This window comes from Limisphaera ngatamarikiensis, assembly GCF_011044775.1.
In the GTDB taxonomy this organism is placed as follows: Bacteria; Verrucomicrobiota; Verrucomicrobiia; order Limisphaerales; family Limisphaeraceae; genus Limisphaera; species Limisphaera ngatamarikiensis.
On record NZ_JAAKYA010000085.1, the window covers coordinates 25,290 to 50,874 of the forward strand.

A 25,585-nucleotide genomic window follows, 5' to 3' on the forward strand; every position below is an offset into this window, starting at 1 on the left:
TTCCGCTGCCACTTACGATGATGCGTCGGCGGCGGCACCCCCGCGGTCCGCCCCTGCCGCCGGCCCAACTCCTTTCCCTCGCCCGGGACAGGCCCGGGTCCCCCTCAGAATGGCATCGGCGGCTGCCGGCAAATCTTGAACCACCCACAAAGGTCCCGGGGCCGGCTCCGGCAGGGTCCGCAGTGTGTCGGCCCCGTACCCGGTCAGCACCAGAATAGATGCCTGCACACCGGCGTTCCAGCCACATTCCAGGTCGGCCCGCTTGTCTCCGACCATGTAACTCCGGGCGAGGTCGACACCGTGTCGGTCGCGCGCCTGGAACAGGAAGTGGGGTGAGGGTTTCCGGCCCTGGCTGGGTTGGTCCGGGGCCTCGGGTGCGACGTAAACCTCCGCGAAACAGACTCCATGGGGTGCCAGCAGAGCAATCAACCGTTCATGCACGCGCTCAACGTCAGCCAAGGTAAAGTAGCCCCGTCCGACGCCGGATTGGTTGGTGACCAGAAACAGGAGGTACCCCGCCCGGGCCAGGCGTTGCAGCGCTTCACCTGCACCCGGCAAAAGGCGCACCTCCTCGGGCCGGCTCAGGTAATGCCGTTCCTCGATGATCGTGCCATCGCGATCCAAAAAAACCGCCGATTTGCCCATCTCGGGGCCGGAGTGTTCAACATGCCCCGCTTGGAGGCGAACTTTTTTCGGGGCCAACCCGCCGGCGCGACCGGGGCGGATCCGGCCGGGAAACTCAGGCAGGAACCTGCTCGCAAACCCGTGTGGAGTGGGGCTCGACAGCCCGGCCGGGCCCGTTAGAGTAAGCGTCAGAAACGCCGGAGCCGGCCGCGGCGGACGTCCGGAAACGGGATGGGTTCGGATCAGAGCCGCAGCCCGGCACGGCGGGACCACTACGCCCATGAATGCGCGACGTATCTTCTGGTCGGGTCTCCTTGCGGGGTGGATCGTCTGCTCGGGGGCCGCTTGTCGGGGCCCGGACTCCGGTTCGTTCCAGCCGCCGCCGGTGTCAACGGAATCTGCGGACCCGGCGGAAATCGGGACCGGCGAGCCGATTTTGCCTGCCGATGTGACCGAAACCTTGCGGCGTGCGCTGGCCCAACCGCCCACGGCCTGGCCCGGCACAGACTGGAAGGTTCTGTGGGACTGCCGGTCATGGAAGGGTTGGCTGGTGATTCCTTACGCCGGCCGCGGCGCGGTGGAGTTGCGCGACGGTGTGCTGGTCATGGGCATGGGCAGCCCGTTCACCGGTGTCCGCCACACCAACGAGTTCCCGCGGATGAACTACGAGATCGCCCTGGAAGCGGCGCGGCTGTCCGGCTCCGACTTTTTCTGCGGGTTGACGGTGCCGGTGGGGAATTCGCATTGCAGTTTGATTGTGGGAGGTTGGGGCGGCGGGTTGGTGGGCATTTCGAGCCTGGACGGGTACGATGCTTCGGAAAACGAGACCACCACGTTCCGGCGGTTTGAGAAGGGGCGGTGGTATCGGATCCGGATGCGCGTCACTGCCAACCGTTTGGAGGCGTGGATTGACGACGAGCAGGTGGTCAACGTGAACACCGAGGGGCGACGCATTTCGGTGCGCCCCGGCGACATCGAGGAATGCATTCCGCTGGGAATCGCCTGCTGGCAGACCGCTGCCGGGATTCGGAACGTGCAATGGCGCACAGTTACGGGTCCGGCCAGTCCGCCCCCGCGGTCGTTTTAGAGCGGGCGGGGCGGGCGGTTCATGGACCGCTTTCGAAATCCGGGTTGTTGGCCGGGGCCCTAGGTTCTTGGCACGGGCGCGCGCAACGTACGACGCCGGATTCGAGTTTGGGTGGATACACCGACCTTGCCCCGGTGGCCGGGGCTTGGGGTGCCGCGCCTGAAGGTGCCGGAACCCGGGGTCGTCACCGCCGTTGAATGCGCGGCCCGGGGTTGGTTTTGGGCTTTTTCGGCCGAAATGCCTTCCTATACTGGGTCGCGTTGTCACAGGGCGGCCGGGCACGCCACAAACGGACCACCGGGCCGCCCACGTTTTCGGGGCGTTCAAGCAGGGTCGGAGACCGTGGCCTGAGGCGCGGTCCTGATCCTCTCGAAAGGGCAAGCCCGGTCAAGAAAGGGACAAACGGGAACATGGACCTGACGTTTGTGTTGACGGGTCTGATCACCCTGGCGGGTGCGGTGGCCGCTGTCTGGTTGCGGAACCTGGTGCATGCGGTTCTGGCGCTGGCGGTTTCTTTTGCCGGGGTGGCAGCGGTGTATTTGCAGCTGGGGGCGGAGTTCCTGGGGTTTGTGCAGATCCTGATTTATGTGGGTGCGGTGGCGATTTTGATTGTGTTTGCGTTGTTGCTGACGCGGGGCGGGGAAGTGCCGGTGGGCGGCGTGCACGCGTCGCGCTGGTGGGTGGGGGCTTTGGTGGCATTGGCCGTGTTGGGCGTCCTGGGATGGTCGGGTTGGGCGGCTGCGGATCGGGGTGGTGTGGGGGACGCCCCCTCCGTGACGGTGGCGGATTTGGGTCGGGACCTTGTGACGCGCTGGGTGTTTCCGTTGCAGGTGCTGGCGGTGTTGTTGACGGCGGCGTTGATGGGTGCCGTGTTGCTGGCGTGGAAAGAGGAGGGGGACGCCCAGGGAGTGGACGCCCCGGGCCCTTCGGGTGAGGAGACCAGGCGATGAGCCAACTGACCGGCTGTTTGTGGTTGAGTGCCGCGCTGTTTGCGACGGGTCTGGCAGCGGTGCTGACCCGGCGGAATGCGGTCGCGGTGTTGATCGGCGTGGAGCTGATGTTGAACGCGGCCAATCTGAATTTTGTGGCGTTTTGGCGGTACGGTGCCGGGGCCGGCGACGGCTCCGGTCTTGTGTTTGCGCTGTTTGCGATCGCAGTGGCGGCGGCCGAGGCGGCCGTGGGTCTGGCCTTGGTGATTGCCGTGTACCGTCACTATCGAACGGCGCACGTGGATGAACTGGATCGGCTGCGGGGATAGAGCAGGAACGGCCCTGACAGGAAAGGGGTGAGGACATGGAGGGTTGGGTCAATTGGATGTGGCTGATTCCGGCTCTGCCGCTGGGGGCTGCGGGGGTGACGGCCCTGTTGCCGCGGCGGGCGCGGGCGCTTTCGGCGTCGCTGGCAATCGGGAGCCTGGCGCTTTCGCTTCTGCTGTCCGTGGGATGCTTCCTGCAAACGCTGAATGGGGAGACGGCCCGCCAGACGGTTCGGTTTCCCTGGTTTGGGTTCGGGCCGGGCGACGCCGGTGTGTTGTGGCTGGGGTGGGTGTTGGATCCGTTGTCGGCGTCCATGCTTGTGATGGTTTCGGGCGTGGGTCTCCTGATTTTTGTGTACAGCGTGGGGTACATGGCCCGGGACGAAAATTTCACCCGGTTCTTCTGTTTCCTGTCGTTGTTTGCGGGGGCGATGTTGGGGCTGGTGATGTCCAACAGTCTGTTGGGTCTGTTCATTTGCTGGGAGTTGGTGGGTCTGGCGTCGTATCTGCTGATCGGGTTTTGGTTTCAGAAGCCCGCGGCGGCTGCGGCGGCGAAGAAGGCGTTCATTACCACGCGGGTGGGGGACCTGGCATTTCTGCTGGGGCTGGTGTGGTTGTACGGTTCGACCGGGACACAACTGTTTTATGACGGGGGCCGGGGGTGTTTGGAGGGGGTGGCTCTGAACCGGTTGGTGATGGAAACGGCCTTGTGGGGGTGGAGTGCGGCGCAGTGGATCGGTTTGTTGTTGTTCATTGGTGCGGTGGGCAAATCCGGGCAGCTGCCGTTGCACGTATGGTTGCCGGATGCGATGGAGGGGCCCACGCCCGTCAGTGCGCTGATTCATGCCGCGACGATGGTGGCGGCTGGGGTGTTCCTGATGGCGCGGGTGTATCCCCTGTTGACGGCCGGAGTGGCGGAGGGGGCTGGTGCGGCGCTGACGGTGATGGCCTGGGTGGGTTCGATCACGGCGGTGTTTGCCGCGTCGGTGGCCGTGGCTCAAAACGACATCAAGCGGATTCTGGCCTATTCCACCATCTCGCAGCTGGGCTACATGATGCTGGGCCTGGCCACGGGCGGGGTGGCGGTGGGGATGTTTCACCTGCTCACACATGCGTTTTTCAAGGCGCTGCTGTTCCTGGGGGCCGGTTCGGTGATTCACGGTTGTTACGAGGAACAGGACATCCGGCGGATGGGCGGCCTGCGACGTTGGATGCCGGTGACGTTCGCCACCTACATGGTGGGGATGCTGGCGCTGGCAGGGTTCCCGGTCCTGTTCTCCGGGTTCTGGAGCAAGGAGGAGATCCTTCATGCGGCGCACGCATGGCCGGTCGCGTCGGGACCGTTTTGGTTGGGACTGACCGGGGTCTTTTTGACGGCGTTTTACATGACGCGTCAGGTGGTTTTGGTGTTTGGCGGGGAGGGTCCAAGGGGTGCGGTGGGCGCCGGGCATGCACGTTCGGAAGCGGTCCACGAGAGCCCGCCCGTGATGACGGTGCCGCTGCTGGTGCTGGCAATGTTTTCGGTGGGACTGGGCTTTGTGGGGACACCCGCCTGGCCGTGGATTCAGGGCTATCTGGCGGGCGAAGCGGTGACGTTGGACTGGACGCGCCTGGTGTCGGGTGAGGTCTGGAAGCTGGCGTGTCTGTCGGTGGCGGGGGTTGCGTTGGGCATGGGCCTGGGGATCTGGCTGTACGGGCGGGCTCGAAAAGCGGCCGGCGAGGTGGAAGAGCCTCTGATGCGTTTGCCGGCGGGGTTGTATCCGGCGTTGCGGGACAAGTTTTGGGTGGACGAAGTCTACGAGGCGACGGTGATTGCGTGGGTACGCGCGCTGGCGCGGTGGTCGGATCGGATGGACCGGTGGGTTTGGAACGGTTTGGTACAGATGTTGGCGCTGGCGACGGAGCTGGTGGCCCGTCTCAGTCGGGCCACGGACGAGGGGCTCGTCAATGCGGGTTTCGACGCTGCGTGCGGCGGTCTGCGGTCGCAGGGCGGACGTCTGTCGCTGTGGCATAATGGTCGGGTCCAACGTTCGCTGGCGCTAATGGCGGCGGCGTTGGTGTTGTTGATTGGTTGGTGGGTTTGGGGAGGGTCGGGCCGATGAACGGGTTTCCCTGGTTGACCTGTCTGACGCTGGTGCCGCTGTTGGGCGGGCTGGTTTTGATGGGGTGGGGCCGGGCGGGGACGGCCCCGGTGCGTGCGGCGGCCCTGGGGATCTGGGGGGTGACGGCCGCGCTGGTGTTGGGATTGGGCGCCTCGGTGGATCTCCGGTCCGGCACGCTGCAGGCGGTGGAACGGTACGTCTGGGTGCCGACGCTGGGCGTGGAATACTACGTCGGCGTGGACGGGTTGGGGTGGGTATTGTTGTTGTTGACGGTGGTGGTGAGCGGGCTGGCGCTGTTTGCCTCCGCGGGGATTCACGAACGGACGCACCTGTACCACGGCCTGATCCTCTGTTTGGTGTCCACGCTGTTTGGCGCCTTCACGGCGCTGAACTTTGTTCACTGGTTCCTGTTCTGGGAACTGAGTCTGATTCCGGCCTTTTTCCTGGTGCGGTTGTGGGGCGGACCGCATCGGCAAGCGGCCTCGATGCAATTCTTCCTGTTCACCCTGGCGGGCAGCGTGGTGATGTTGCTGGGTTTTTTGGTGGTCCTTTTGGGCACGGGTCAGCTGAACTTTCCCGATCTGGCGCGCATGGCAGGGGAGGGCTCTCTCTGGCCGGCGGTGTGGGACCGCTGGGCCGGCTGGGGCGGAACGGCTGCAGGGCTGGCCCTGGCGGTGATGGTCGCCGTGCTGGTGGGTTTGGCGGTGAAAGTGCCGATGATGCCGTTGCACACCTGGCTGCCGGCAACCTACACCGAGGCTGCGACACCGGTGACCATGCTGCTGACCGGTGCGATGTCCAAGATGGGCGTTTACGGGCTGGTGCGCGTGTTCCTTCCGATTTTCCAGGAGCCGCTTCGGGAGGCGTGGCCGTGGCTGGTGGGGCTGGCGGTGTGGACGATCGTCGCCTCCGCCTGTGCTGCTCTGGCGCAGCGGGACCTCAAGCGGATGCTGGCCTACTCGTCAGTGAACCACCTGGGTTATTGTCTACTGGCCGTGTTTGCGTTGGGGTCGGCGCGGAGTGGGGAGACCGCGGCGGTGCACCAGGGGGCTGCCCTGAACGGTGTCATCCTGCAGATGTTCAACCACGGGCTCACGGCTGCGACGCTTTTCTGGTGCGTGGGCCTTCTGGAAACCGGCAGTGGAGGCCGGCGCGGTTTGGATGAGTTCGGTGGTTTGCGTGCGGTGGCACCGGTGTTTTGCGGTTTGATGGGGATTTCGGCGTTTGCGTCGCTCGGCCTTCCCGGCTTGAACGGGTTTGTGGGTGAGTTCCTGATTTTCCGGGGTGTGTTTTCGCTGGTGCCGTGGGGTGCGGTGCTCGCCGTGCCCGGTTTACTGGTGACGGCGGTGTTCCTGCTGCGGATGATGCAACGGGTGTTTCACGGGCCCGTCCAACCCGCGTGCAGGGAGTGGCGCGAGCCCGTGGGCTGGGAACGGTGGGCCCTGGCGCTCCCGGTGGCCGGGATGTTGCTGCTCGGTCTGTGGCCGCAACTGCTGCTGCAATTCACGCAGCCTTGTGTGATGCAGTTGCTGGGTTTTCTCAGGGTTTGAGCCATGTACGGTCCCTCCGCCGCGCGGGTGCGGCGGTGACCCCGGTCACCGCGCGAGGAACAGCGGCCCACGCTCGTCCTCCGGCGTTGGTGGCGCAGCGCCCGGTGCTTGCCGAGGGCTCTGTGCACGGATCGCCTGCAACCCTTGCACTCGCCGGACCGGCCGGCTCACGGATGGAGCCCGGAACGTTCCCATTCGCTGCATCGCCGGGCCAAGCCCTGCGCGAGGGTCTCGCGGTCGGGAAAGGTGGCCACAGGCCGACCCGGCTCCAGCAGGGCAAAGCCATCGCCGTAGGCGGGTCCGTTGACCACGCAGGCGTGAGTGTTGGAGAGCTGGATCTGTTTCCAGCCCGCCGCGAGGGCGTCCGCTTGGGATCCGTCCACGACAAACTTCCAGCCGACCCGCCAGGCCCGGGGGAACCATTCCTGAAGGTGACGGATGAGCTTGGGCGTGGCTAGAAGTTCGAGCCACAACGGTTGAAGGTCGCTGGGGATTTTTCCGGCTTCGACGAGCCTGCCCTCCCTAGGGTCGGATCCGTGCCAAATCCGGCCGGGACGAAAATCGCTGACGGCAGCAGTATGGAAGACCGCGCCAACCGGCTCGGTCCGGAATTCCTCAAGGCGCTCCTGCAGCTCTGCAGTCGTGGAGAACCGTTGGACAACGTCGGCGCGGGCCGGGAGGGTGGACGTGGCGGTGCGGCTGAGGAGGAGAATCACGCGGTGCCCGGCGGTTTGCAGGGCCTTTGCCAGTCGCAGACCCAGCTCGCCCGTGGCGACGTTGGTGAGGACGCGGACCCTGTCCACGGGTTCGCACGTCGCGCCGGCGGTGATCAGGCAGTTCATGGGCGCGGCCGGGCCCCGGGATTCAAGGGCCTGTTCATGTGGCAATCCGCATGGGCATCACCACGTAGAGGAACGGGCCGTTGACCTTGATGACGCCCGGGCTGAGCTCATCGGTGAGTTCCAGGAAGACCTCCTCGTACTCGTCCAGTGCGTTGAGCGGTTCGATCAGGTAGCGGGGGTTGAATGCGATGGAAAAGTCATTGCCGTTGTAGTTGACGGCGAGGCTTTCGCGGGCCTCTCCGACGTCGGGCGAGTTGGCGGTGATGGCCAGATTGTTGCGGGTGAAGGTCAGCTTCACCGAGTTCGCCTTTTCGCTGGTCATGAACTCGGCGCGGCGCAGGGCACGAACCAATTCCTCGCGCGGGAGGGCGACACGGTGCTGGGATTCCGTGGGGATTACCTGGCGGTAGTTCGGGTAGTTCCCATCCACCAGCTTGCTGACCATGAGGATCTGGCTGCCCTGTTCCCCGGCGAATTCGAAGGCGGCCTGATTTTCGCTGAACCGGAGCTTCAGCGGCCCCGGCCCGGGCACGAGGCGCGCCAGTTCGTTCACGGTCTTGGAAGGGAGGATGAACTCGGCAGCGACACCCTCCGGGACGGCCAGTTCATGCTCCACGAGGGCCAGGCGCCGGCCGTCGGTGGCCACCAAGGTCAACTTGTCCTCCTTGATGCTGAAGCAGACACCGTTGAGAACGTGACGGGATTCGTCGGTGGAGACCGCATAGGAGGTCTTTCGCAGCATGGAGGCGAGGGTTTCTCGCGGGACCTCAAGCTCCCGGCCCTGCGGGAAGACGGGTTGTGGGGGAAACTCATCGGGACTGATTCCCCGGAGCCGGTAATAGGAGGGTCCGGTCCGCAGGCTGCAGATGAAACGCTCGTCCGCCTCGACCTCCAGTTCCACCCCGTTGAGCTCGCGCACAATCCCCAGGAGGGTACGGGCGGGCACGGTGGTGGCGCCGGGGCTGCCCACCGTGGCTGGCACGGTGCAGGACACCAGAATGTCCAGGTCCGTGGCGGTCAGCCGGAGTTGACCGGGCTCGGCCTGCAACAGGACGTTTTGCAGCACGGGAAGTGTGGTGCGGCCGCCCGCGACATTCTGAACGGCGTGGAGCCCGATCAGCAGGTGCTCCTTGGCGATGGTCAGGTTCATGCGCTGCTCCGGTTAATAGGTATTCCCAGCACTTTTGAGAGCCGTATTCTTAGGCCCGGTGAATAAGGCAGAAACCTTGCGAGTGTCAAGGTTGGGCGCGGCTGCCATGGGGTCGGGCCACTGTGGATAACTGTGTGGACAGGGTGTTGCCTCCCTGGACAACCTGAAACTGTGCGCAGTGTTTGCAGGTTGTTCACAAGCGACCCGCCGGCTGTCCACAGGATCGGCCCACCTGCACTACGCGTTGAAAGACCTCAATGACGGTGTGCACGTCCGCCTCGGTGGTTTCGCGTCCCAGGGAGAAGCGTACGAGGCCGGCCGCAATGTCGGATGGAACGCCGAGCGCCACCGCGACATGCGAGGGCTCCAGCGCACCCGAGGTGCAGGCCGAGCCTGCCGACGCACAGACGCCCTCCACGTCCAGCGCAGCCACCAGGGTCGCGCTGTCGAGTCCCTCCACCCCGACTGCCACGGTGTTGGGGAGCCGCCGCTCCGGGGAGCCGAGAAGGTGGACACCGGGAACCTGCAAAAGGCCCTTTAAAAGGCGGCAGGTGAGCTGGCGCATGCGTTCGGGCTCAAACACGGGAGGCTTTAAGAACTGCTCCATCGCGCGTACGAGGCCGGCGATGGCGGCCAGGTTTTCCGTGCCTGCGCGGCGCTCGTTTTCGTGGGGACCGCCGAACAGGATGGGGTCGATCTGGAGGGGCGACCGGATGTAAAGCAACCCGGCTCCCTTGGGACCGTGAAACTTGTGCGCGCAGAGCGAGACGAGGTCCGCCCCGAGATCGCGGACCGATTCGAAAGGCACCTTTCCAAAGAACTGGACGGCATCCGTGTGGAAGAGCACGCCGCGCTCGCGGCAGGCGGCGGCCAATTCGCGCACGGGTTGCAGGGTGCCAATCTCGTTGTTGGCCGCCATGATGGATACCAGAACGGTGTCCGGCCTTATGGCCCGGCGCAGTGTCTCCGGATCCACAAATCCCCCGGGGGTGACCGGCAGGCGGGTGACCTCGAAACCCTCGCGCCTTTCCAGATACTCCATCGCATGGAGCACGGCGTGATGCTCGATGGCGCTCGTGATCAGATGGCGGCCCCTCTCCCTGCGGGCTCGGGCGGCGCCCAAAATGGCCAGGTTTACACTCTCGGTACCGCCGCTGGTAAAAACGATCTCACCCGGTTTCACGCCCAGGACCGAGGCGGCGCGTTCGCGTGCCTCGTCCAGGGCTGCACGGGCGCGGCGACCGATCCGATGCAGGCTGGAAGGATTGCCCCATACCTCGGTGAGGAAGGGCTCCATGGCAGCGCGCACGCCCGGGTCCAGGGGTGTGGTCGCATTGTAGTCGCAATAGATGGTTCGCATCCGCGGCTCTCATTTTAGCCCGGAACCGGCCGGGCGCGAGAAGCTCCCGCAATTGCGGGGCTCACAGGACGCGTTGGTTCCGTTGCCTGCCACACCGGTCAGGCCGCAAGGGGCGGCGGCGGTTTGGGCGGTTTCGCGGCGAGTTTCGGCCAGGCCCAGGAACCACCCGTGGTGAACTGTTTCCATGCCCACCGCAGCCAGCGCAGGAGGGACAGCGCAAGCCAGAGCGACCAGGCCAGCATGGCGAGCCGGTACCACCAAAGGGAGATCGCCAGGCACTCTGGCCGGGGCAAATCCGGCCCACTGCGGGCGGTGAACCAGTGGTGCGTCCAGGTGGAGGATCCGTTTCCGCTCACGAACATCTGGACCTCCCCCAATAAGCCGGCCCGAACCGCCAGGTACAAGACCACGGCCGCGCAAAAGGTCAGTCCGACCAGGATCAGCTGGGCCAGGTCGGCCAACCACCACCGTTGCTCGTGCAGGGCCCAGGACCCGCGCAGTTGCAGGGCGGCAAACCAGGCGACCACCAGCCAGCCCAGCCAGACGGGCGCCTGGGTCAGCCCCACCAACAGGAGGAACCACGAGATCGGACCGGGAGGTCCCGCGCGCAGCGCACTCAGCAGCACGGCCAGAACCGCAGCCAGCGCCAGCATCGACCAGTATTGCACGGCCGGACCCAAACGGGGACCGCGGGTGCTCAGGACCCAGCGGTCTTTGGGCAACTCAACCGTTTGTTGCACGTTGCTCGATTCCACCGGCAACTGCACTGGCGAGGGCCGGATCCGGGCCCCCAAGGGAACGGCTTCCTTCCAACTCACCAGGACCGATTGCCGACCCGGCACGAGCGGGATGGTGACCTTCCGGCCCATTTTTTGGAGGGGCAGCGACCGGGCATCCCGGCGCACTTCCACCGATTCGGCCTGCTCCGGGAGCGTCAGCACAAAGTCCTGACCCAGGCTGGAGTTGATGCCGAGGGTCAATTCCGTGGTGCGCATCCGATGGCCCACGCGGGTGAGGTGGGTGACGGATTCCACGGTCATGGTGGAACCCGGTACCGCTTCCGGTCGGCGCACCTGCAACCGCACTGCTTCGCCCGGCCACGGGCGCCACACGGGTACCAACATGGGCCCCGCCTCGTACACGGGCGGCAACCCTTCAAAACTCACGTTCCACACCGGGCCCACGCGGAGACGCCATTCCTCGGCCCACTCATCGTTGGTCCGGGTCTGCAGCGAGAGGTCATTCGTCACGGTAAGCTCGCTTTCCCAAACAAACTGGACCTGGCCGGGTCCAAACCGCGCCTCCACTTGCTGGCCGTGGGTCGTGAGGCCACCGGTGAGGATCTGTTCCCCGGGTAGCAGGGGAATCTGGACCACGACCGCGCGGCCCGGCGGCGAAAGACGTTGCACAGTGGTACGGACCTTCCAACGCAGGCCGAGTTCAAGTTCGCGCAAGGTCAGGAAGGCCGGTGCGAGCGGTTGTTCGCCGTAGTTGCCGGAGAGGGCCGGATTGGGCAGTCGCGCGGCGCGGTCCGTACCCGACCGGACCCGGCGGAGAAACACTTGGTCGGAAGGTACGCCTTCGGGGTTGATCCCGGAGACCTGCCAACCATCCGCCACCACTTCCACACGACGCGGACGCAGCTGGAAGGACCAGACCCACTCGTCCACCGGAGCCATCCGGCCCTCCACCCGCACTTCGTGCACTCCGGGCTCGGCCACAATCCAGAGGGAACCGTCCTCGCGGCGGAGGGCGGCGGTGGGTTGGCCATCCAACCAGACGCGCGCAGGGGCCCACTGGTTCATGCGCGCCGGTACGGGCACCGCACACCGTGCCGCGGCTTCGATGCGCGCCCGGAGGACCAGATTCTGGTTGGTGATTTGCAGTCGGGCCCAGGGCACCTCGGCCGCGCCCGGGAACGCCGGCGGCGCTGCCAGCAGCCGATCACGCAATTCATTCAGGAGTTGCGGGGGAGGAAACTCCTCCGCCCCGGCAGGAAGGCAGCTTCCGCAGACCAGCAGCACGGCACCAGCGGTCGCGGCTGCGACCTGGCCGCTCGGACCCGCCGGTGCAGACCGGCCGGAAGGTGAAGCTGCGGTGGGACGGGCCGCCCGCACCAGAACCCATGCCAGAGCCAGGCTTAGCAATGCCCGACCCAGCGACAGCATTCGTTCCAGCCACGGTGGAATGAGCCACAGGTGCACGGTCTGATCCGGTCGCACGGGCCCGTTCCACCGCCACGAAGCGGTGCGCCACCGCCATTCGGGAATTCCCGGACCCGTCTGAACTTTGGCGGAAGCGTCCCAAGCCAGGTTGGCGTCGGAACGGGCGGAAAGGTCCTTGGATTGTACCTGTGCGGCAGATGCCTCCAAGGTCCCGGCGAGCCGGCGGGGCGAGGGCGGTGCCAGGAGGGGCAGTGTCGTCGGAGTCGGTGTGGGGCCTGCATCCCTCGCTTCTTCTGCCGCTGAGAGCGTGAGGACCAGGCCCTCGAGCGGCTGGACCACGCCCTCGGGCGGCTCGAGTTGGGGGTGCAGGGCCTTGCGCAGTTGCAGTCCGGCAAACACCACGGCACACAAGGCGAGCGCGAGGCTGGCCAGCACCCACAATCCGCCGAGTGCGAGCGCAGCTCTGGGCGTGCGCGCAAGTCGGATCAATGCCGCAATCAGCACGACCCCCCACCAACTCCAGTGGGGTGCCATGGGCTCATGGTAGATGAGCGCAGCCGTGATCAGGGCGAGCAAACCGGCCCGCCAACCCAACAGTTGCTGCACCGCCAGGGCCAAAACCAGCACGGCAAACAGATCGAGCAGCGTCCAACGCCGCAACCAATCCCCTTTCACCTCGTCCGGGCCGAATGCGGCGAGCAAACTCCAGCCCACCGGCAGATGCAACACGGTTTCCACCTGCTCGGCCGTGATTTCCCAACCCCCGCCCGGGACGGGCGCGCCCAGGGGGAATCGGCCCACCGCCTCCACATCGAAATCGCGCAGGCGAACCTCAAACCCCGGCCGGCCGGTCGTCGGATGTCGCGTCAGCAGTTGGGGCTCGCCGCGGAGTCGGACCGATCCCAACTCGATTCCCGGGGTCACGTCCAGGCGCCAGAGCTTTTGCCCCTGTGCTTGAATGCGGTCTTGAAACGTAACGGCGCGACCGTCTTCGTCCAACCACCAGGTCCGCCGAATCTGCAGGGACGCCACCGGTCCGGTTCCTTCGCCCTTCTGACGTTCCACAATCTGCAGGGGCTCGCGAATGTCCCACCGGTACACCGGCCACCCGCGCCACCGTTCCGGGTAACGGGTTTGCGAAGCGTCCACCGGTTCGCCGCCGCGCAGTTCCACCACGCGGAACTCCGGCCGACTTTGCAATCCGATCAGCACCGGTGCGCCCGGCACCCTGGCGCCCTCGGGGAAACGAAGGTCCGGTTGGCGACCGTAACGGAAGGCGTCCAGTTCCACGGTCCATTGGCCGGGCCGGACCTGGACACGCAGCCGACCCTCCTCCACGAACACCGGCAGGGGGCTGCGGACCGCCGCCAGCAACCAACCCTCGGGCAGCACCGTTCCGACCCGTTCCTCGCGTGGCCGGCCCGCCACGGACAGTTGCACCTCCACACGAAGCCACTGCGGGTTCCCATCCTCCAGCAGGGCAAACCAGTCCGCTGACAAAAAGTCGGGTTGCGCCTCCTCGGTTTTCGGGGCCGGGGGCTGGCGGAACCATAACCACCCTTCGGCGTCCCATTGCGGCACCGGCACCGGTTGCCCTGAGACCGTGAGTTCGAGCGTGCCCGCCTCCGCGGGCATACGCATCCGCAGGGGAATGCCGCGCCAAAGAAATCTTCCCTCGATGCGCCAGAGCCCCGCAGGCACGCGCACCACCGGGCGACCGGCCCGCGTCAACACGGGGAGGGGCTTTCCGTTCCCGGTGACCTCCTGCGGCCAGAGCGTTTCGTCCCCGGGCAGGGTCACCCAGTCCTCTGCAAATGTCCGTGCCTCCAGGACGAACCTCGCGCCGGTGTCGTCGGCCTCCAGTACCAGGTGGCCGGGCCAGACCGGCCGCCGTGCGTCGCCCTGGTCCCATCGGGGCGGAGCGGTTCGGTCCTCATGCCCGTACAGGACCCATGGCACCCATGGTTTCAGCGAATCCGGCACCCAAGGGGGCAATTCCGACCCGGGGGTTTGTCCTCGAAGCAGACCGCCTGCGCAGAGGAAGAGGAGAACGAAGCCGTGCACCCGATAAGGCTTGTTCATACGACCCCACCCTGAACCCGCCTGCCGGGACCGTCAAGTCGCCACCGACCGCGCTCGCGCACTTCCTCCGGGCGCGGCAATGCGGAGAAGGTGGGTGGACGGCCGCGTTGGTCAAGGGCTTTCTCCGGATGGCCGGCCGGGCCGGTCATAAGGCCGACAGGTCATTAGCCGGGCTACATGAGCAGAAAGGGTCAGGCGTGACAATGGATTCGATGGGGAACACGGGGTTTTGGGCTCTTGAGGAAGCGGCCCGGCGTGGAGCGTGCCCTTAACCCTCGCACGGTGAAGCGTTCCGCCAAGGGGGTGGCGAATCCATTCAATTGCCCGCGGACGGGCCCATTTTCCGCGCTGGATGTTCGGTTGCCCCGAGGGGCCCGATTGGTTGAGGGTCGCGGGTCGCCAAGGGGGGCCAATCACGGCAGGCACCGCCGACTTCAACCCGCGCACTTGGCAGGGGGCTGGCGCGAATTTCTGCAAAAATCTGCAAAAAACGCTTGTCAACGTGTTACGGCCCGGTTAAGAGGGGCTCAACTTGAGTTCAGAATTGGTCAAAAACAGGAACCCATAACCAGTCTCCCACCCACCTCTAGGCGTTTCGCGTGTCCTGTGTGCCGCGGGGATCGCTTTGGCGTTGGGCCATGCCGCTGCGCAGGAACCGCAAGGCCCGGAAACCATGAAGCCGGTGATCATTACCGAATCCTACATTCCCACCGTGGACGTGAATGCCAGCCCGTCGCCGGTGAAGGTGCTGACCGCGGCTGAAATTCAGAAGATCGGCGTGGCCACCGTCAGCGACGTGCTGCAGCGGATGCCCCAGAACAACGCGGGCATGTTCAACGAAAGTTTGAGCGGTGGAAACTCCTTCTCCAAGGGATCCGCCGCGGTGTCGTTGCGTGGTTTAGGGCCCAATGCCACCCTGGTCCTGTTGAATGGTCGTCGGCTGGCCAGCTACGGGTTTGCCCAGAACGTCACCGAGCAGTTCGTGGATCTGAACAGCATCCCTCTGGCCGCGGTGGAGCGCATTGAGATCCTCAAGGACGGCGCCTCGGCGTTGTACGGATCCGACGCGATTGCCGGCGTGGTCAACATCGTGCTGAAAAAGGAGTTCACCGGTACGGAAGTCACCGCGCGCATCGGGAACGTGACCCGCGGCGATGATATGCTGGAACAGTCCTACAGCGCCGCCTGGGGCGTGTTGACGGAGAAAGGCAGCGCGCTGGTTGTGGCCGACTGGTTCAGCCGGAACGCGCTGTTTTACCGTGACCGCGATTATGCCCGTTCGGCCGACCAACGGCCCCGGGGCGGTGTGGACCTGCGGAGCCGTTTCGGCAACCCGGGCACCATCATCCTGACCAGCCCGTGGACGGCGCCCGACGGCACCGTGTACGGTTCAGGCCGGTATCGGGTGCCCTCCAACCCTGCAGTCCCCGGCCATCCCACCGCCCTGGAGATTGTGGCCAATCCGGGCGTGAACCGGTACGACTACAACCCGTGGATTTCCGCCTATCCCGACACGACCCGCTACGGCGCGTTTACGGCCGTGGACTATCAGGTGCTGGAAAAGGTCAAGGTGTTCTTGGAAGCGTCGTTCCGGCGAGTGAACTACGAGGTCAGCGCCGCGCCCACGCCGGTATTTGGCGACCTGGACGGCTTTATTGTCCCGGCCAGCAACCCGTATAACCCCTTCGGCCAGGACGTGACCTTCCGTTATCGCCTCACCGAGGCCGGTCCGCGGATTGATGAGGGAGAAACCGACGCCATCCGCCTGCTGCCCGGAATCAAGGTGGAGCTCGGTGGCGACTGGACGGCCGAGGCTGCGTTCCTGTGGAGCGAAAGCAGGACTCTGGAAGTCGGCAAGAATTTCATTTCCGCCCAGGCCCTGCAGGACGCGTTGAACTCGACGGACCCGGCCACGGCCCTCAACGTGTTCGGTGCCGGACAGGGGATTAACTCCCCTGATGTGATCAACAGCTTGAAGGTCCGCACCTTCCGGTCGGGCAGGTCCATTCTTTGGAGTCCGGATGTTCGGGCCAGCGGCACGCTGCCCATTGATTGGGGTGCGGGTCGTGTGGGTCTGGCCGTGGGCGGCGAATACCGCTACGAGGACGTGCGAGACCTGTCGGATCCCTTCTCCGAGGGCGGCCACATTGTCAGCTCGGGTGGGACTTCGGGAGCGGGCAGTCGGGATGTCTGGGCTGCCTACATTGAAGCGCGCATCCCGCTGCTGGGTCAGGATCTTTCCTTCCCGGGCGTGAAGGAGTTGGAAGTCCAGGCCGCGGGCCGATTTGAGCAGTACTCGGACTTCGGCGACACGGCCAACCCCAAGGTGGGCGTTCGATGGAAACCCTTGGACCAGGTGGTCCTCCGCGGGACTTACGCCGAGAGTTTCCGGGCGCCCTCGCTGGTTGAGCTGTTCCAGGGCAAATCCACGGCCTTTGACTCCCTGGCCGACCCGGCGCGGGGAGAAAACAACCTCCAGTACCGGGTCGAGTTTGGCGGAAATCCGAACCTGGATGCCGAAGAGGCCACGTCCTGGACCGCTGGTATCGCCGTCGAGCCCATCAAGAACCTGACCTTGTCGGTGGATTGGTTCCACATCAAGCAGACCGGCAAGATCGAGGCCCTTCCTCCGCAGGACATCCTGGACAACGAAGCCCTGTTCCCGGGCCGCGTCATCCGGAATCCGCCCACGGACGAGGACATTGCCAAGGGGATTCCGGGGAGCATCGTCAAGATTATCAGCGGCTATGAAAACATTGCCGAGCGCAGGGTGGAAGGCCTGGACTTCGGGATCCGGTACCTGTACCCCACGGAGTCCTGGGGCGAATTCACCCTGGACGCCAGTGCCTCCTGGCAGTACCAGTTTGACGAGGTTCCCAAGCCCGGTGACCCCACGATCCACTTTGCGGGTGCCTACAACTGGCCCGAGTGGCGCGGGTATGGCACCCTGTCGTGGGAGTACAAGGGCTTCACCTTCAGCTTCACCGCCAATTACATCGGCGAGTACGATCAAGGCCTCCAGATTGTCCACAAATACGTGGACGATCTCTGGACGTTCGACCTGCAGGCGGGTTACACGTTCAAGAACACCAAGTATGATCTGCTGAACAACGTTCGGTTGGTTGTCGGTGTGCTGAATGTGACCGATGAAGATCCGCCGTTCTCGGATAATCCCAACGACACTGCGGGTTACGACACCTCCATCCACGATCCGCGTGGCCGGTTCTGGTACGTCCAGGTGTCCAAGAAATTCTGATCGCACCTGACTCGGGTGAACGCACGCGACCCCGCCCAAGGGCGGGGTCGTTTGTTTTTGGAAGCCGGACCCCGGGCTTGGGACTTCCGTCAATTCAGGCCCGGGGACCACGGTTAACGGCCTGGCTTGACCGTTTGTGTACTGCCCCCGGACAGCAAGCCGGTTGCACGGGAGACGAGCCGGTCAGGTAAGCGAGCGCCGGATGGTGTGCAGTTCCGTGGCCTGGTGGCATCCGGACAGCGCGGGTGATTCTTTGTCAGGCCTGTGCTAGATTGGGTGCCATGGAGACCAGGGCGACCATCAGAGCCGGCTCCGCGACAAAATGGCGTGTGCTGCCGTTACTTGCACTGGGCTTCCTGGTCAGCTCTTGTGCCAGCGGCCCCCGGGCTTCTCAATCAGCGGGCGTTTCGGGCACGGTTCCCCGGGCCGCTGTCGCATCTGCGACGACCCGAGAAGCTTCGGAGCAAAGGCAGTTCATCACGGGATCGCACATTCCCCGGGAGGTTCGTCGGATGGGGCAAACGGCTGACACACCGTTTCCCATCTACATTCTGGACAGCCGGGACATCGAACGCTCCGGGGCTGCCACGGTGGCGGAGGCGCTGCGGCGGGTTCCGGCCGTTCGGTGAACTGCAGCGGTGCCCCGTTTGCGACAGCCGGGCCGCGGCCGGCGCCGCGAGAGGTACCCGGCTGCGGGCGGCCGGCGGTGCAGGGTTGGCACAGATCCATGCGGGCTTGACTGTCGGCGTCGAAGACCGGGCGGGATGTCGCCTCCCGCATGAACGCCTGTGTGGCGCCAGGGGTGTTGTGCTTCTGTCAAGGGCCCGGGCCCGTTGCTCCGCTTTGTGACGGAGCCGACCCGTGATCCTGCCCCATTCCGCGGATTTGGCGGCGCAACCGACAACCCACAAGGTGGCTGCCGATCAAGTCTCGGTGGTGACGTCGCCGCCGATGATGCGTTCCAGCAGGCCGTGTTCGGTTCGCAATAGCAGCGCCCCGCTGTCGTCGAGGGCCTCGGCTCGGCCGCTGAGGCGGCGGGAACCCACGACCAGCGTGACATGCCGGCCCAGGGTGCTGCAGTACCGCGCCCATTCTTCGGCCACGCTGCGGAATTCTCCGTCGCAAATGCGACGGTAGTCCTGGTCCAGAGCCTCCAACAGACCTGCCGCCAGGGCCGGACGGTCCAGCGGCTGGCCCAGTTCGATCCGGAGGGAGGTGGCCAGCCCCCGCAGCTCGGCCGGGAAATCACGTTGTTCCAGGTTCACATCCACCCCGATGCCCAGGACCACGTGGTGGAGCGTGTCCGGGTCACCGCTCATTTCGGTGAGGATCCCGACCACTTTCCGGCCGCGGCAGGTGATGTCGTTGGGCCATTTGATTTCCAACGGCAGCCCGGTGGCCTGTCGAAGTGCGCGGCAGACGGCCACCGCGGCGGCCACGGTGATCTGGGTGGCTTCGGTGGTCCGCAACGGGGGCCGCAGGAGGATCGAAAACCACAACCCCTTGCCGGCCGGGGAGACCCAACTCCGGCCCAAGCGACCTCGTCCGCGGGTTTGTTCCTCGGCGAAGATGACCACGCCTTCCCGGGCACCTTCGAGCGCCAGTTTTTCCGCAACGTCGTTGGTGGAGGACGTACAGGCGAAAACGCGGATGTCCCGGCCGATGCACCGGATCCGACCCGCCAACCGGGCCCAAAGATCGTCTGCGATCAACCGGTCGGGGCAGCGGATGAGCCGGTACCCGTGATGCGGACTGGCCTCGATTTCGAAACCCAGGGCACGCAGTTCCTGGATTCGGGACCAGACGGCGGCCCGTGTGATGCCGAGTTGTTCGGCCAGGTCGGCTCCGGAGACGCCGGCATTGCCGGCGGCATGGAGCGCAGCCAGGATGCGCGCGTCCGTGGTCATGGGCACTCAGAGAAAATCCAGGCCGATATCCACGGCCGGGGCCGAATGCGTCAGGGCGCCCACCGAAATGTCGTTGACGCCGGTTTCTGCGACGGCCCGGACGTTGTCGAGGTTGATACCCCCGCTGGCTTCGAGCCGGGCCCGCCCGGCCACGCGGCGCACTGCCTCCCGGAGGTCCGGCAGCGTGAAATTGTCCAGCAGGATGCGATCCGCCCCGGCTGCCAACGCCTGGTCCACCTGTTCCAACGTGTCGGCTTCGACTTCCACCTCCAACCCGGGCCACCGTTGGCGGGCTCGGGCCACGGCAGCCGCCACGGGGTTGGGGGAAGCGCCCTGCAGCATGCGGAGGTGATTGTCCTTGATGAGGATCAGATCGTGCAGGCCAAAGCGGTGATTGTGCCCACCGCCGCAGCGCACGGCGTATTTTTCGAAGGTGCGCCAGCCGGGCGTGGTTTTGCGCGTGTCGAGGATCCGTGCGCCGGTGCCGGCCACTGCGCGGACGAAGCGGGCGGTGTGAGTGGCAATGCCGGACAGCCGTTGCACGAAGTTCAGCGCCACGCGCTCGGCTGACAGCAACGCCCGGGCGGGGCCGTCCACCTCCAGCAACACGGCTTGGGCGGGTACGCTTTCGCCGTCTCTGACGCAAGGGCGCACCCGAACGGCCGGGCTGCGCAGGCGAAAGGCTTCCACGGCAAAATCCAGGCCGGCCAGGACCAGGGGCTCCCGGGCCCGCAGGACGGCCCGGGCCTGCGCCCTCGGGGCCACCAGGGCGATGGAAGTGAGATCACCGCGGCCCAGGTCCTCTCGCAGGGCCGCCCGAACAGCTCGACGCACCTCGCGTGGATCAAGTCCGGTCACGGACCTGAGTGTGGAAACGATCGGGCTCCGGGGCCAGCGTCAAATCGGCAAGAGTACCGAAGAGCCGCGGCGGCGGCGCGTCGACGCCTCTGTGGCAGCCTTGCGGGGCATGCACGGCCGGAATGATGCTTTACAGGCAGACTGAAAGTCCGGCTTCCTGAGGAGCGTCCAAGCCTTGGACCATGCAACCGATGCGCCACATCGGGGCTGCCGGGGCAGGCCAGGAGCGACAACAGGACCAGGGGACCGGTCGCGCCGGGTTGCATGGGTTTTCGCCCGCTCTGCTCTCGCGTTTTCCGGTCTGGCGTCGCGGGGTGCTTGTCGGGCTGTGGCTGTGGGTCTGGGTCTGCCCGGGACTTGCCGGGTGGAACCTCCGGGCCGATGGACTGCCTGCCGCGCCAGCGGTGCCGGAGGTGGCGCCGGTCTCGGAAGAGCTTCGCATGCGGCTGAAGCTGGGTCCGTTTTACCAAAAGCACGTTGAGGTGGGCGGGCTGCCGGTGTTGGGGTCCGCCCGGGTCAGTGATGCCGCGTTGCGCGAGGCGGCGTGGATCCTGGGCCATATGATGGCGGGGCGACCTGAATGGTTGGCCCGCATGGGCGAGCGAGGGGCACGCGTTGTGGTGATGGCCCACGACGAGTACACCACGGATGTCCCCGAGCACGCGCGGTTGCGTCCGAAGATTTACTGGGACCGGCGGGCGCGCGGCCTGGGCGGTCGCATCACCAGTTGCGGGGAGGAGAATCTGCTGGGGTTCCCCGGCGACCCTTATGCCGGGGAGAACATCCTGATCCACGAATTCGCGCATGCGTTGCACCATGTGGCCTTGCGTGGGCTGGAACCGGGCTTTCAGGAGGCGTTGGAAGAGCTCCACCGGCGCGCGCTGGCGGAGGGCCGTTGGTCCGGCACGTACGCAGCCAGCAACCCCGAGGAATACTGGGCCGAAGGGGTGCAGAGCTGGTTCGACTGCAACCGGGAAAACGACGCCAGTCACAATCACGTCAACACCCGGGAGGAACTGGAGTTGTACGATCCCGGGTTGGCGCGGCTTTGCGCCCGGGTTTTTGGACCGAACCCGTGGCGCTATCGCCGGCCCGGAGAACGGCCGCCCGAGGCGCGGGTCCATCTGGGTGATTTCGATCCGGGGAGGGCACCGCGGTTCCGATGGCCGGATCCGCCCCTGGGCGAACGTGTGGTGGTGCGGTTTGACCTGGCTGCGGGCTCGTTGGAAGCGGAACTGTATCCCCGGCAGGCTCCCCGGACGGTTCGGCATTTTCTGAATTTGGTGCGCGATGGTTTTTATCGCGGCGGGATCCTGATCTGGGTGCCGGCGGGCGGCTCGCAGAGCAGGGCCGGCTTTTGGGAGGGCCGGACGGATCCGGGTCGGGCGACTGAACTGCCGCCGCTGCTGACCTGGGAAGGGCCCGGCCAGGTTGGACCGGAACACGCCCGGGGTACGATTTGGTGGGTCTTCGAGGGACCGGCTGAACCCGCGGAGCGGTTCCGGATTGATGGTGGGGCGCAGGTGCTTCAGTCGGTGCCGGGCGCGGAGCCCGCGGGGTCGGGTACGAGACTGACCGCGTTGGGGCGGGTGATTCGTGGGTTGGATCTGCTCGAGCGGCTTCGTGACGATGCAGCTTCAGGGCTGCCCGCTCGGGCCGGTCTGCGCCTGCAGGGGGTTTACCGGCTCGAGTAGGGTTGACTTGGCGGTTTGCCGTCTGTGACGCCGGACGGTTCGGTGAAAGCTTTCGGAGAGGAAAGACCCGAATGCACGGAATGTGCGGGGAGTGTTGGCCGAGGCCTCTCGAGGCTCGGGCTCGTGCGGGAAGGGATCGGCGCCGGACCGCACGCGGTTGCGCTCAGAGCGGTTGTCGGCCGGCGTAACCGGCGTCGAGGTCGTGCCAGTACGCGATATCCGGCTCGCCCTCTTCCCAGCAAAGGAACACCTCGCGACCGTCGCGCAGTGCGGGGAAATCCACCAGCCCGCGGTCCAGGTCGCGAACGATGATCGAGCGCTTTTCCAGGTCCTCCAGGAGTTCGTGCAACGTGAACCAATCCCGGACGTACTGGTGCACCGTAGGGCCGCCCAGGTCGTAGCCGTTGGGGAAATCGCGTTCCAGGCGCCTGTGGAAGCGGTTGATCGAGTCGCGCAAGCCCCGGAGTGTGGCCAGACGCTGCTGGATCATGGGCAACAGGGCCCGGGCTTCTTCCAGGGTGTAGTGACGTTGGAACCGGCGCTTCATGGGGCGGGATGGGCCGATCCGGCGGCGGACGGATCGGGTTGGAGCTTGCGTCGGATGGTCTCGTTGTTCGGATCCAGCTCGAGCGCGCGTTGCCAGGCCTGACGCGCTTCGTTGGTTCGCCCCAGTGCGGCCAGGATGTCCCCGTAGTGGTCGTACATCGTGGGGTCGGGCTCGTCCATGGTGGCGAGTGCCTGTTCCATCCAGGGCAGGGCCTCGGCCGGCCGACCCAACTGGAACAGCACCCAGGCCATGCTGTCGAGGTAGGCACTGTTGTGCGGGTCGGCTTGGACGGCCTGTTCGATCAGTTGATGGGCCCGGTCGAGGTTTTCGCCCCGTTCAGCCCACATGTAGCCGAGGTAGTTTTGGGCCGGGTGAAACTTGGGATCCAGCTTCAGGCACTGCTCGAAGGCGCGTACGGCAGCCGGGATGTCGCCGGTTCGTTCGGCCGTGACGCCCAGTTGAAAGTAGAGCGCGGCGTTGAGGCGGTTGGTTTCCGAGGTGGAAGCCAGGACCTCGGCGGCGAGAAAGTGCTTCCGCGCGGTGGCGTAATCGCGCATCTGACTGGCGGCCAGACCCGAAAGGTACTCAACAAGGAACGTGCGGCCGATGTTGGTGCGGGCGCTTTCCATGGTGGCCAGGGCCTGTTGGGGCTGTTGCAGTGCCAACAGGGCCTGGGCCAGGTTGTAATAGGCTGCTTCAAGCTTGGGGTTGAGGGTCAATGCCCGGCGGTAGGCGTCCACCGCTTCAGCCGGGCGACCGGCTTCCAGCGCCAGGTTGGCCAGAACAAAGTGGACCTGAACGTTCATGGGGTCGGCTTTCGACAGATCCTCCAACACCTCGCGGGCGGGCTCGGCCCGGCCGGTTTGGAGGTACAGATCCGCCAGCCGGGCCAGCACAAGCCGGCGTAACGGAGAGGCCTCCGGCACGGCCGCACGGGCCTGTTCGTACCAGCGGATGGCCTGCTCGACCGCCCCGCTCCGAAGGTGAAGTTCGGCCAAACCGAATTGTTGTTCGGGTGTGGCGGGGTTGAGCGATTCGACCCGTCGGGCGGTGCGGGCCAGGACTTCGGCGCTTTGACTGCGTTCCGCCGGGTCGAGGGTGGTTAATCGGGCATAAGCGTCGGCCAGCACCAGCAGCGACTCGGCATCCGCGTGGGGAGCGTCGAGCAGCTCCCGGACGAACGCCAACGGCCGGGCCTCGGCCGGGAGCGCATCCGGCCGCTGCAAAACGGGCAGGAGCAAGGGCACCAGGGCGGCCAGGGGCGCACCCCGCTTGTGAGCCTCCCGCAGCGCCGTGAGGGCTTCCGTTGGCCGGTTTTGGAGGAGATGGCCTTCGGCCTGAAGCAACGGGAGTTCGTAGTGGGTGGAGTTGGTGCTGAAGGGCTGCAGGATGGCCAGGGCGGCGCCCGGTTGTTGGTAGCGCAGGAACCGGCGGGCCACCTCGCGCGCCAGTTCCTCATCTCCCGGAGCGGCTTCCAGAGCACTCCGGAATGCGGCCACGGCCCGCGGGATGTCGCCCTGGGTCTCGTACAGAACGCCCTCGGCAAAGCGCGCATCCGCCTCCATTTGCGCGCGGGGTGCCCCGGCCACGGGATCGCGCCGGCCAGACCCGGGGGACAAGGGCCACCAACGCGGGACCGGGGCGCATCCCGGTCCCGCCATCCAGGTTGCCAGGAGCAACAAAGCAGCGCTCCGGCAAAGTTGGCCGGTGACCGTCATGCGCTGATCATACCGCGCCGTGACCGGGAGGGCAAAATGCGGACGCGCGGGCGCCCGGACGGAAGGAAGAACGGCCGACCGGTCAGGTCTGCCAGGTGCGCTTCTTGTGACGGTGCATGCGTCGCTTCTTGCGGCGCTTGTGCTTGTTGATTTTGGCCTTGCGGCGCTTTTTGAGTGAACCCATAACTTGCTCGGCCCTCAGTATACGATTTTGTTCAGCGGATATTCAATGATGCCCTCGGCGCCCGCGGCCTTGAGCCGCGGGATCAGCTGCCGCACCACATGCTCGTCAATCACGGTTTCCACGGCCACCCAACCGGGCTGACTGAGCTGGGAGATGGTGGGGTTGCGCAGGGCGGGCAACAGATCCAACACCGGCTGAAGTTTCTCCTGGGGGACGTTCATTTTCAGTCCCACCATGACCTCGGCGTCCAATGCGCCCTTCAACAGCATGGCCAGTGTTTCGATCTTTTGCCGCTTCCAGGGATCGCGCCAGGCATCGTGGTTGGCAATCAACCGGGGGGTCGACACAAGAATCTCGTCGACGATCCGGAGTTTGTTGGCCCGCAGAGAGGAACCGGTCTCGGTCACCTCCACAATGGCGTCCACCAGTTCGTGGGCCTTGACCTCGGTGGCGCCCCAGGAGAACTCCACCTCGGCCTTGACCCCGTGTTTGCGCAGGTAACGCCGGGTGATGTTCACCACTTCGGTGGCAATGCGTTTGCCCTGGAGGTCCTTGACCGATCGGATGGGCGAATCCTCCGGCACGCACAGAACCCAACGCGCCGGGCGCCGGGTGGCCTTGCTGAAGAGGAACTCGCCCACCTCGTGCACCTTGGAGCCGTTTTCCACGATCCAGTCGTACCCGGTAATGCCGCAATCCAGATAGCCGTGTTCGACATACCGGCTGATCTCCTGGGCGCGGATGAGCCGGACCTCCAATTCCTCGTCATCCACGTAGGGGATGTACGAGCGGCTGCTGACCTCGATGTGGTAACCGGCCTTGGCCAGTTTGTCCAATGTAGCTTCCTGCAGGCTGCCCTTGGGCAGCCCGAATCGGAGGACCTTTCGTTGCGCCTGCGTTTTTGTTCCGGTGTTTTGTTGTTTCTGCTTGGCCATGCGAATCCAATGCGCCGGGATGGAAGAGCCCCCGTGGGCCTCCGTGGTTGAATCCTCCGCCCCGTGCGCGGCGCTCTTTTTTGCCAGCTTGGCCGGCCGATTGCCAACCTTTTCTTTGCCCGGCCCTCGGGGGGCGCATCTCAGGTTTTGACGCCCGGCCATTTTTGGGGGCTGGGCCCCGGCCCATTTTGACGGGGAACTGCCGCTGTCACCTCCGGGACCGCCCGGGGCGGCTTTGTTCAGATTTCCGCGTAGAAACCGTGAAGCGC

At 65.7% G+C, this 25,585-nt stretch carries 18 protein-coding genes; 8 read left to right on the forward strand and 10 right to left on the reverse strand.

Translation table 11 applies throughout. The features are described 5' to 3' along the window. Positions 1-12: 12 nt before the first annotated feature. Positions 13-645 carry a D-glycero-alpha-D-manno-heptose-1,7-bisphosphate 7-phosphatase gene (locus G4L39_RS13045; RefSeq protein WP_165108794.1) on the reverse strand — a complete coding sequence of 211 codons (633 nt, stop codon included), beginning with the start codon at positions 643-645 and terminating at the stop codon, positions 13-15. Positions 646-904: 259 nt separating this feature from the next. Between G4L39_RS13045 and G4L39_RS13050 the strand changes: the two genes are divergently transcribed. The 5 genes from G4L39_RS13050 to G4L39_RS13070 all read left to right on the forward strand — a co-directional run bounded on the left by G4L39_RS13050 (position 905) and on the right by G4L39_RS13070 (position 6,618). Continuing rightward, complete coding sequence (locus tag G4L39_RS13050; protein ID WP_165108796.1) at positions 905-1,711, forward strand: 3-keto-alpha-glucoside-1,2-lyase-like domain-containing protein; 807 nt, start codon at positions 905-907, stop codon at positions 1,709-1,711. 410 nt (positions 1,712-2,121) lie between these two features. Further along, positions 2,122-2,661 carry an NADH-quinone oxidoreductase subunit J family protein gene (locus G4L39_RS13055; protein ID WP_165108798.1) on the forward strand — a complete coding sequence of 180 codons (540 nt, stop codon included), beginning with the start codon at positions 2,122-2,124 and terminating at the stop codon, positions 2,659-2,661. Then, on the forward strand, positions 2,658-2,969 hold the full coding sequence (nuoK, locus tag G4L39_RS13060) for an NADH-quinone oxidoreductase subunit NuoK (RefSeq protein WP_165108800.1): 312 nt from the start codon (positions 2,658-2,660) through the stop codon (positions 2,967-2,969). Before G4L39_RS13055 ends, nuoK begins: the two co-directional genes overlap by 4 nt. 35 nt (positions 2,970-3,004) lie before the next feature. Next, positions 3,005-5,068, forward strand: coding sequence for an NADH-quinone oxidoreductase subunit L (gene nuoL, locus G4L39_RS13065; RefSeq protein ID WP_165108802.1), 2,064 nt, complete (start codon positions 3,005-3,007; stop codon positions 5,066-5,068). Next, positions 5,065-6,618, forward strand: coding sequence for a complex I subunit 4 family protein (locus G4L39_RS13070; protein ID WP_165108804.1), 1,554 nt, complete (start codon positions 5,065-5,067; stop codon positions 6,616-6,618). Before nuoL ends, G4L39_RS13070 begins: the two co-directional genes overlap by 4 nt. Positions 6,619-6,785: 167 nt before the next feature. Here G4L39_RS13070 and G4L39_RS13075 read toward each other — a convergent pair whose 3' ends face one another. The 4 genes from G4L39_RS13075 to G4L39_RS13090 form a co-directional block, all read right to left on the reverse strand. Beyond that, positions 6,786-7,460, reverse strand: coding sequence for a phosphopantothenoylcysteine decarboxylase domain-containing protein (locus G4L39_RS13075; protein WP_165108806.1), 675 nt, complete (start codon positions 7,458-7,460; stop codon positions 6,786-6,788). Positions 7,461-7,494: 34 nt separating this feature from the next. Further along, positions 7,495-8,610 (reverse strand): DNA polymerase III subunit beta, encoded by a 1,116-nt coding sequence (gene dnaN / locus G4L39_RS13080; RefSeq protein WP_165108808.1) that lies wholly within the window; start codon positions 8,608-8,610, stop codon positions 7,495-7,497. Positions 8,611-8,803: 193 nt separating this feature from the next. Further along, positions 8,804-9,970, reverse strand: coding sequence for a cysteine desulfurase family protein (locus G4L39_RS13085; protein WP_165108810.1), 1,167 nt, complete (start codon positions 9,968-9,970; stop codon positions 8,804-8,806). 98 nt (positions 9,971-10,068) lie between these two features. After that, positions 10,069-14,217 (reverse strand): hypothetical protein, encoded by a 4,149-nt coding sequence (locus G4L39_RS13090; RefSeq protein WP_165108812.1) that lies wholly within the window; start codon positions 14,215-14,217, stop codon positions 10,069-10,071. Positions 14,218-14,890: 673 nt separating this feature from the next. Between G4L39_RS13090 and G4L39_RS13095 the strand changes: the two genes are divergently transcribed. Both G4L39_RS13095 and G4L39_RS13100 read left to right on the forward strand, forming a co-directional pair. Further along, positions 14,891-17,473, forward strand: coding sequence for a TonB-dependent receptor (locus tag G4L39_RS13095; protein ID WP_165108814.1), 2,583 nt, complete (start codon positions 14,891-14,893; stop codon positions 17,471-17,473). A gap of 512 nt (positions 17,474-17,985) precedes the next feature. Beyond that, positions 17,986-18,102, forward strand: coding sequence for a TonB-dependent receptor plug domain-containing protein (locus tag G4L39_RS13100; RefSeq protein ID WP_165108816.1), 117 nt, complete (start codon positions 17,986-17,988; stop codon positions 18,100-18,102). A 294-nt stretch (positions 18,103-18,396) separates the two neighbouring features. Here G4L39_RS13100 and G4L39_RS13105 read toward each other — a convergent pair whose 3' ends face one another. Further along, positions 18,397-19,380, reverse strand: coding sequence for a biotin--[acetyl-CoA-carboxylase] ligase (locus G4L39_RS13105; RefSeq protein WP_165108818.1), 984 nt, complete (start codon positions 19,378-19,380; stop codon positions 18,397-18,399). A gap of 6 nt (positions 19,381-19,386) precedes the next feature. Further along, complete coding sequence (gene nadC, locus G4L39_RS13110) at positions 19,387-20,214, reverse strand: carboxylating nicotinate-nucleotide diphosphorylase (RefSeq protein ID WP_343203338.1); 828 nt, start codon at positions 20,212-20,214, stop codon at positions 19,387-19,389. Between the two features lie 206 nt (positions 20,215-20,420). Here nadC and G4L39_RS13115 point away from each other — a divergent pair, with 206 nt between their 5' ends. Then, positions 20,421-21,932: a peptidylprolyl isomerase gene (locus G4L39_RS13115; RefSeq protein ID WP_165108823.1), complete on the forward strand. Its 1,512-nt coding sequence runs from the start codon at positions 20,421-20,423 to the stop codon at positions 21,930-21,932. A 163-nt stretch (positions 21,933-22,095) separates the two neighbouring features. On the opposite strand, the gene G4L39_RS13120 is transcribed toward G4L39_RS13115, so the two are convergent. The 3 genes from G4L39_RS13120 to hisG form a co-directional block, all read right to left on the reverse strand. Beyond that, positions 22,096-22,479: a DUF2203 domain-containing protein gene (locus tag G4L39_RS13120; protein WP_165108825.1), complete on the reverse strand. Its 384-nt coding sequence runs from the start codon at positions 22,477-22,479 to the stop codon at positions 22,096-22,098. Next, the gene (locus G4L39_RS13125; RefSeq protein WP_165108827.1) at positions 22,476-24,068 is read right to left on the reverse strand and encodes a tetratricopeptide repeat protein; all 1,593 of its coding nucleotides are present in this window, start codon (positions 24,066-24,068) and stop codon (positions 22,476-22,478) included. Before G4L39_RS13125 ends, G4L39_RS13120 begins: the two co-directional genes overlap by 4 nt. A gap of 327 nt (positions 24,069-24,395) precedes the next feature. Then, positions 24,396-25,316, reverse strand: a complete 921-nt coding sequence (gene hisG, locus G4L39_RS13135) for an ATP phosphoribosyltransferase (RefSeq protein ID WP_165108831.1) — start codon at positions 25,314-25,316, stop codon at positions 24,396-24,398. Positions 25,317-25,585: the final 269 nt, after the last annotated feature.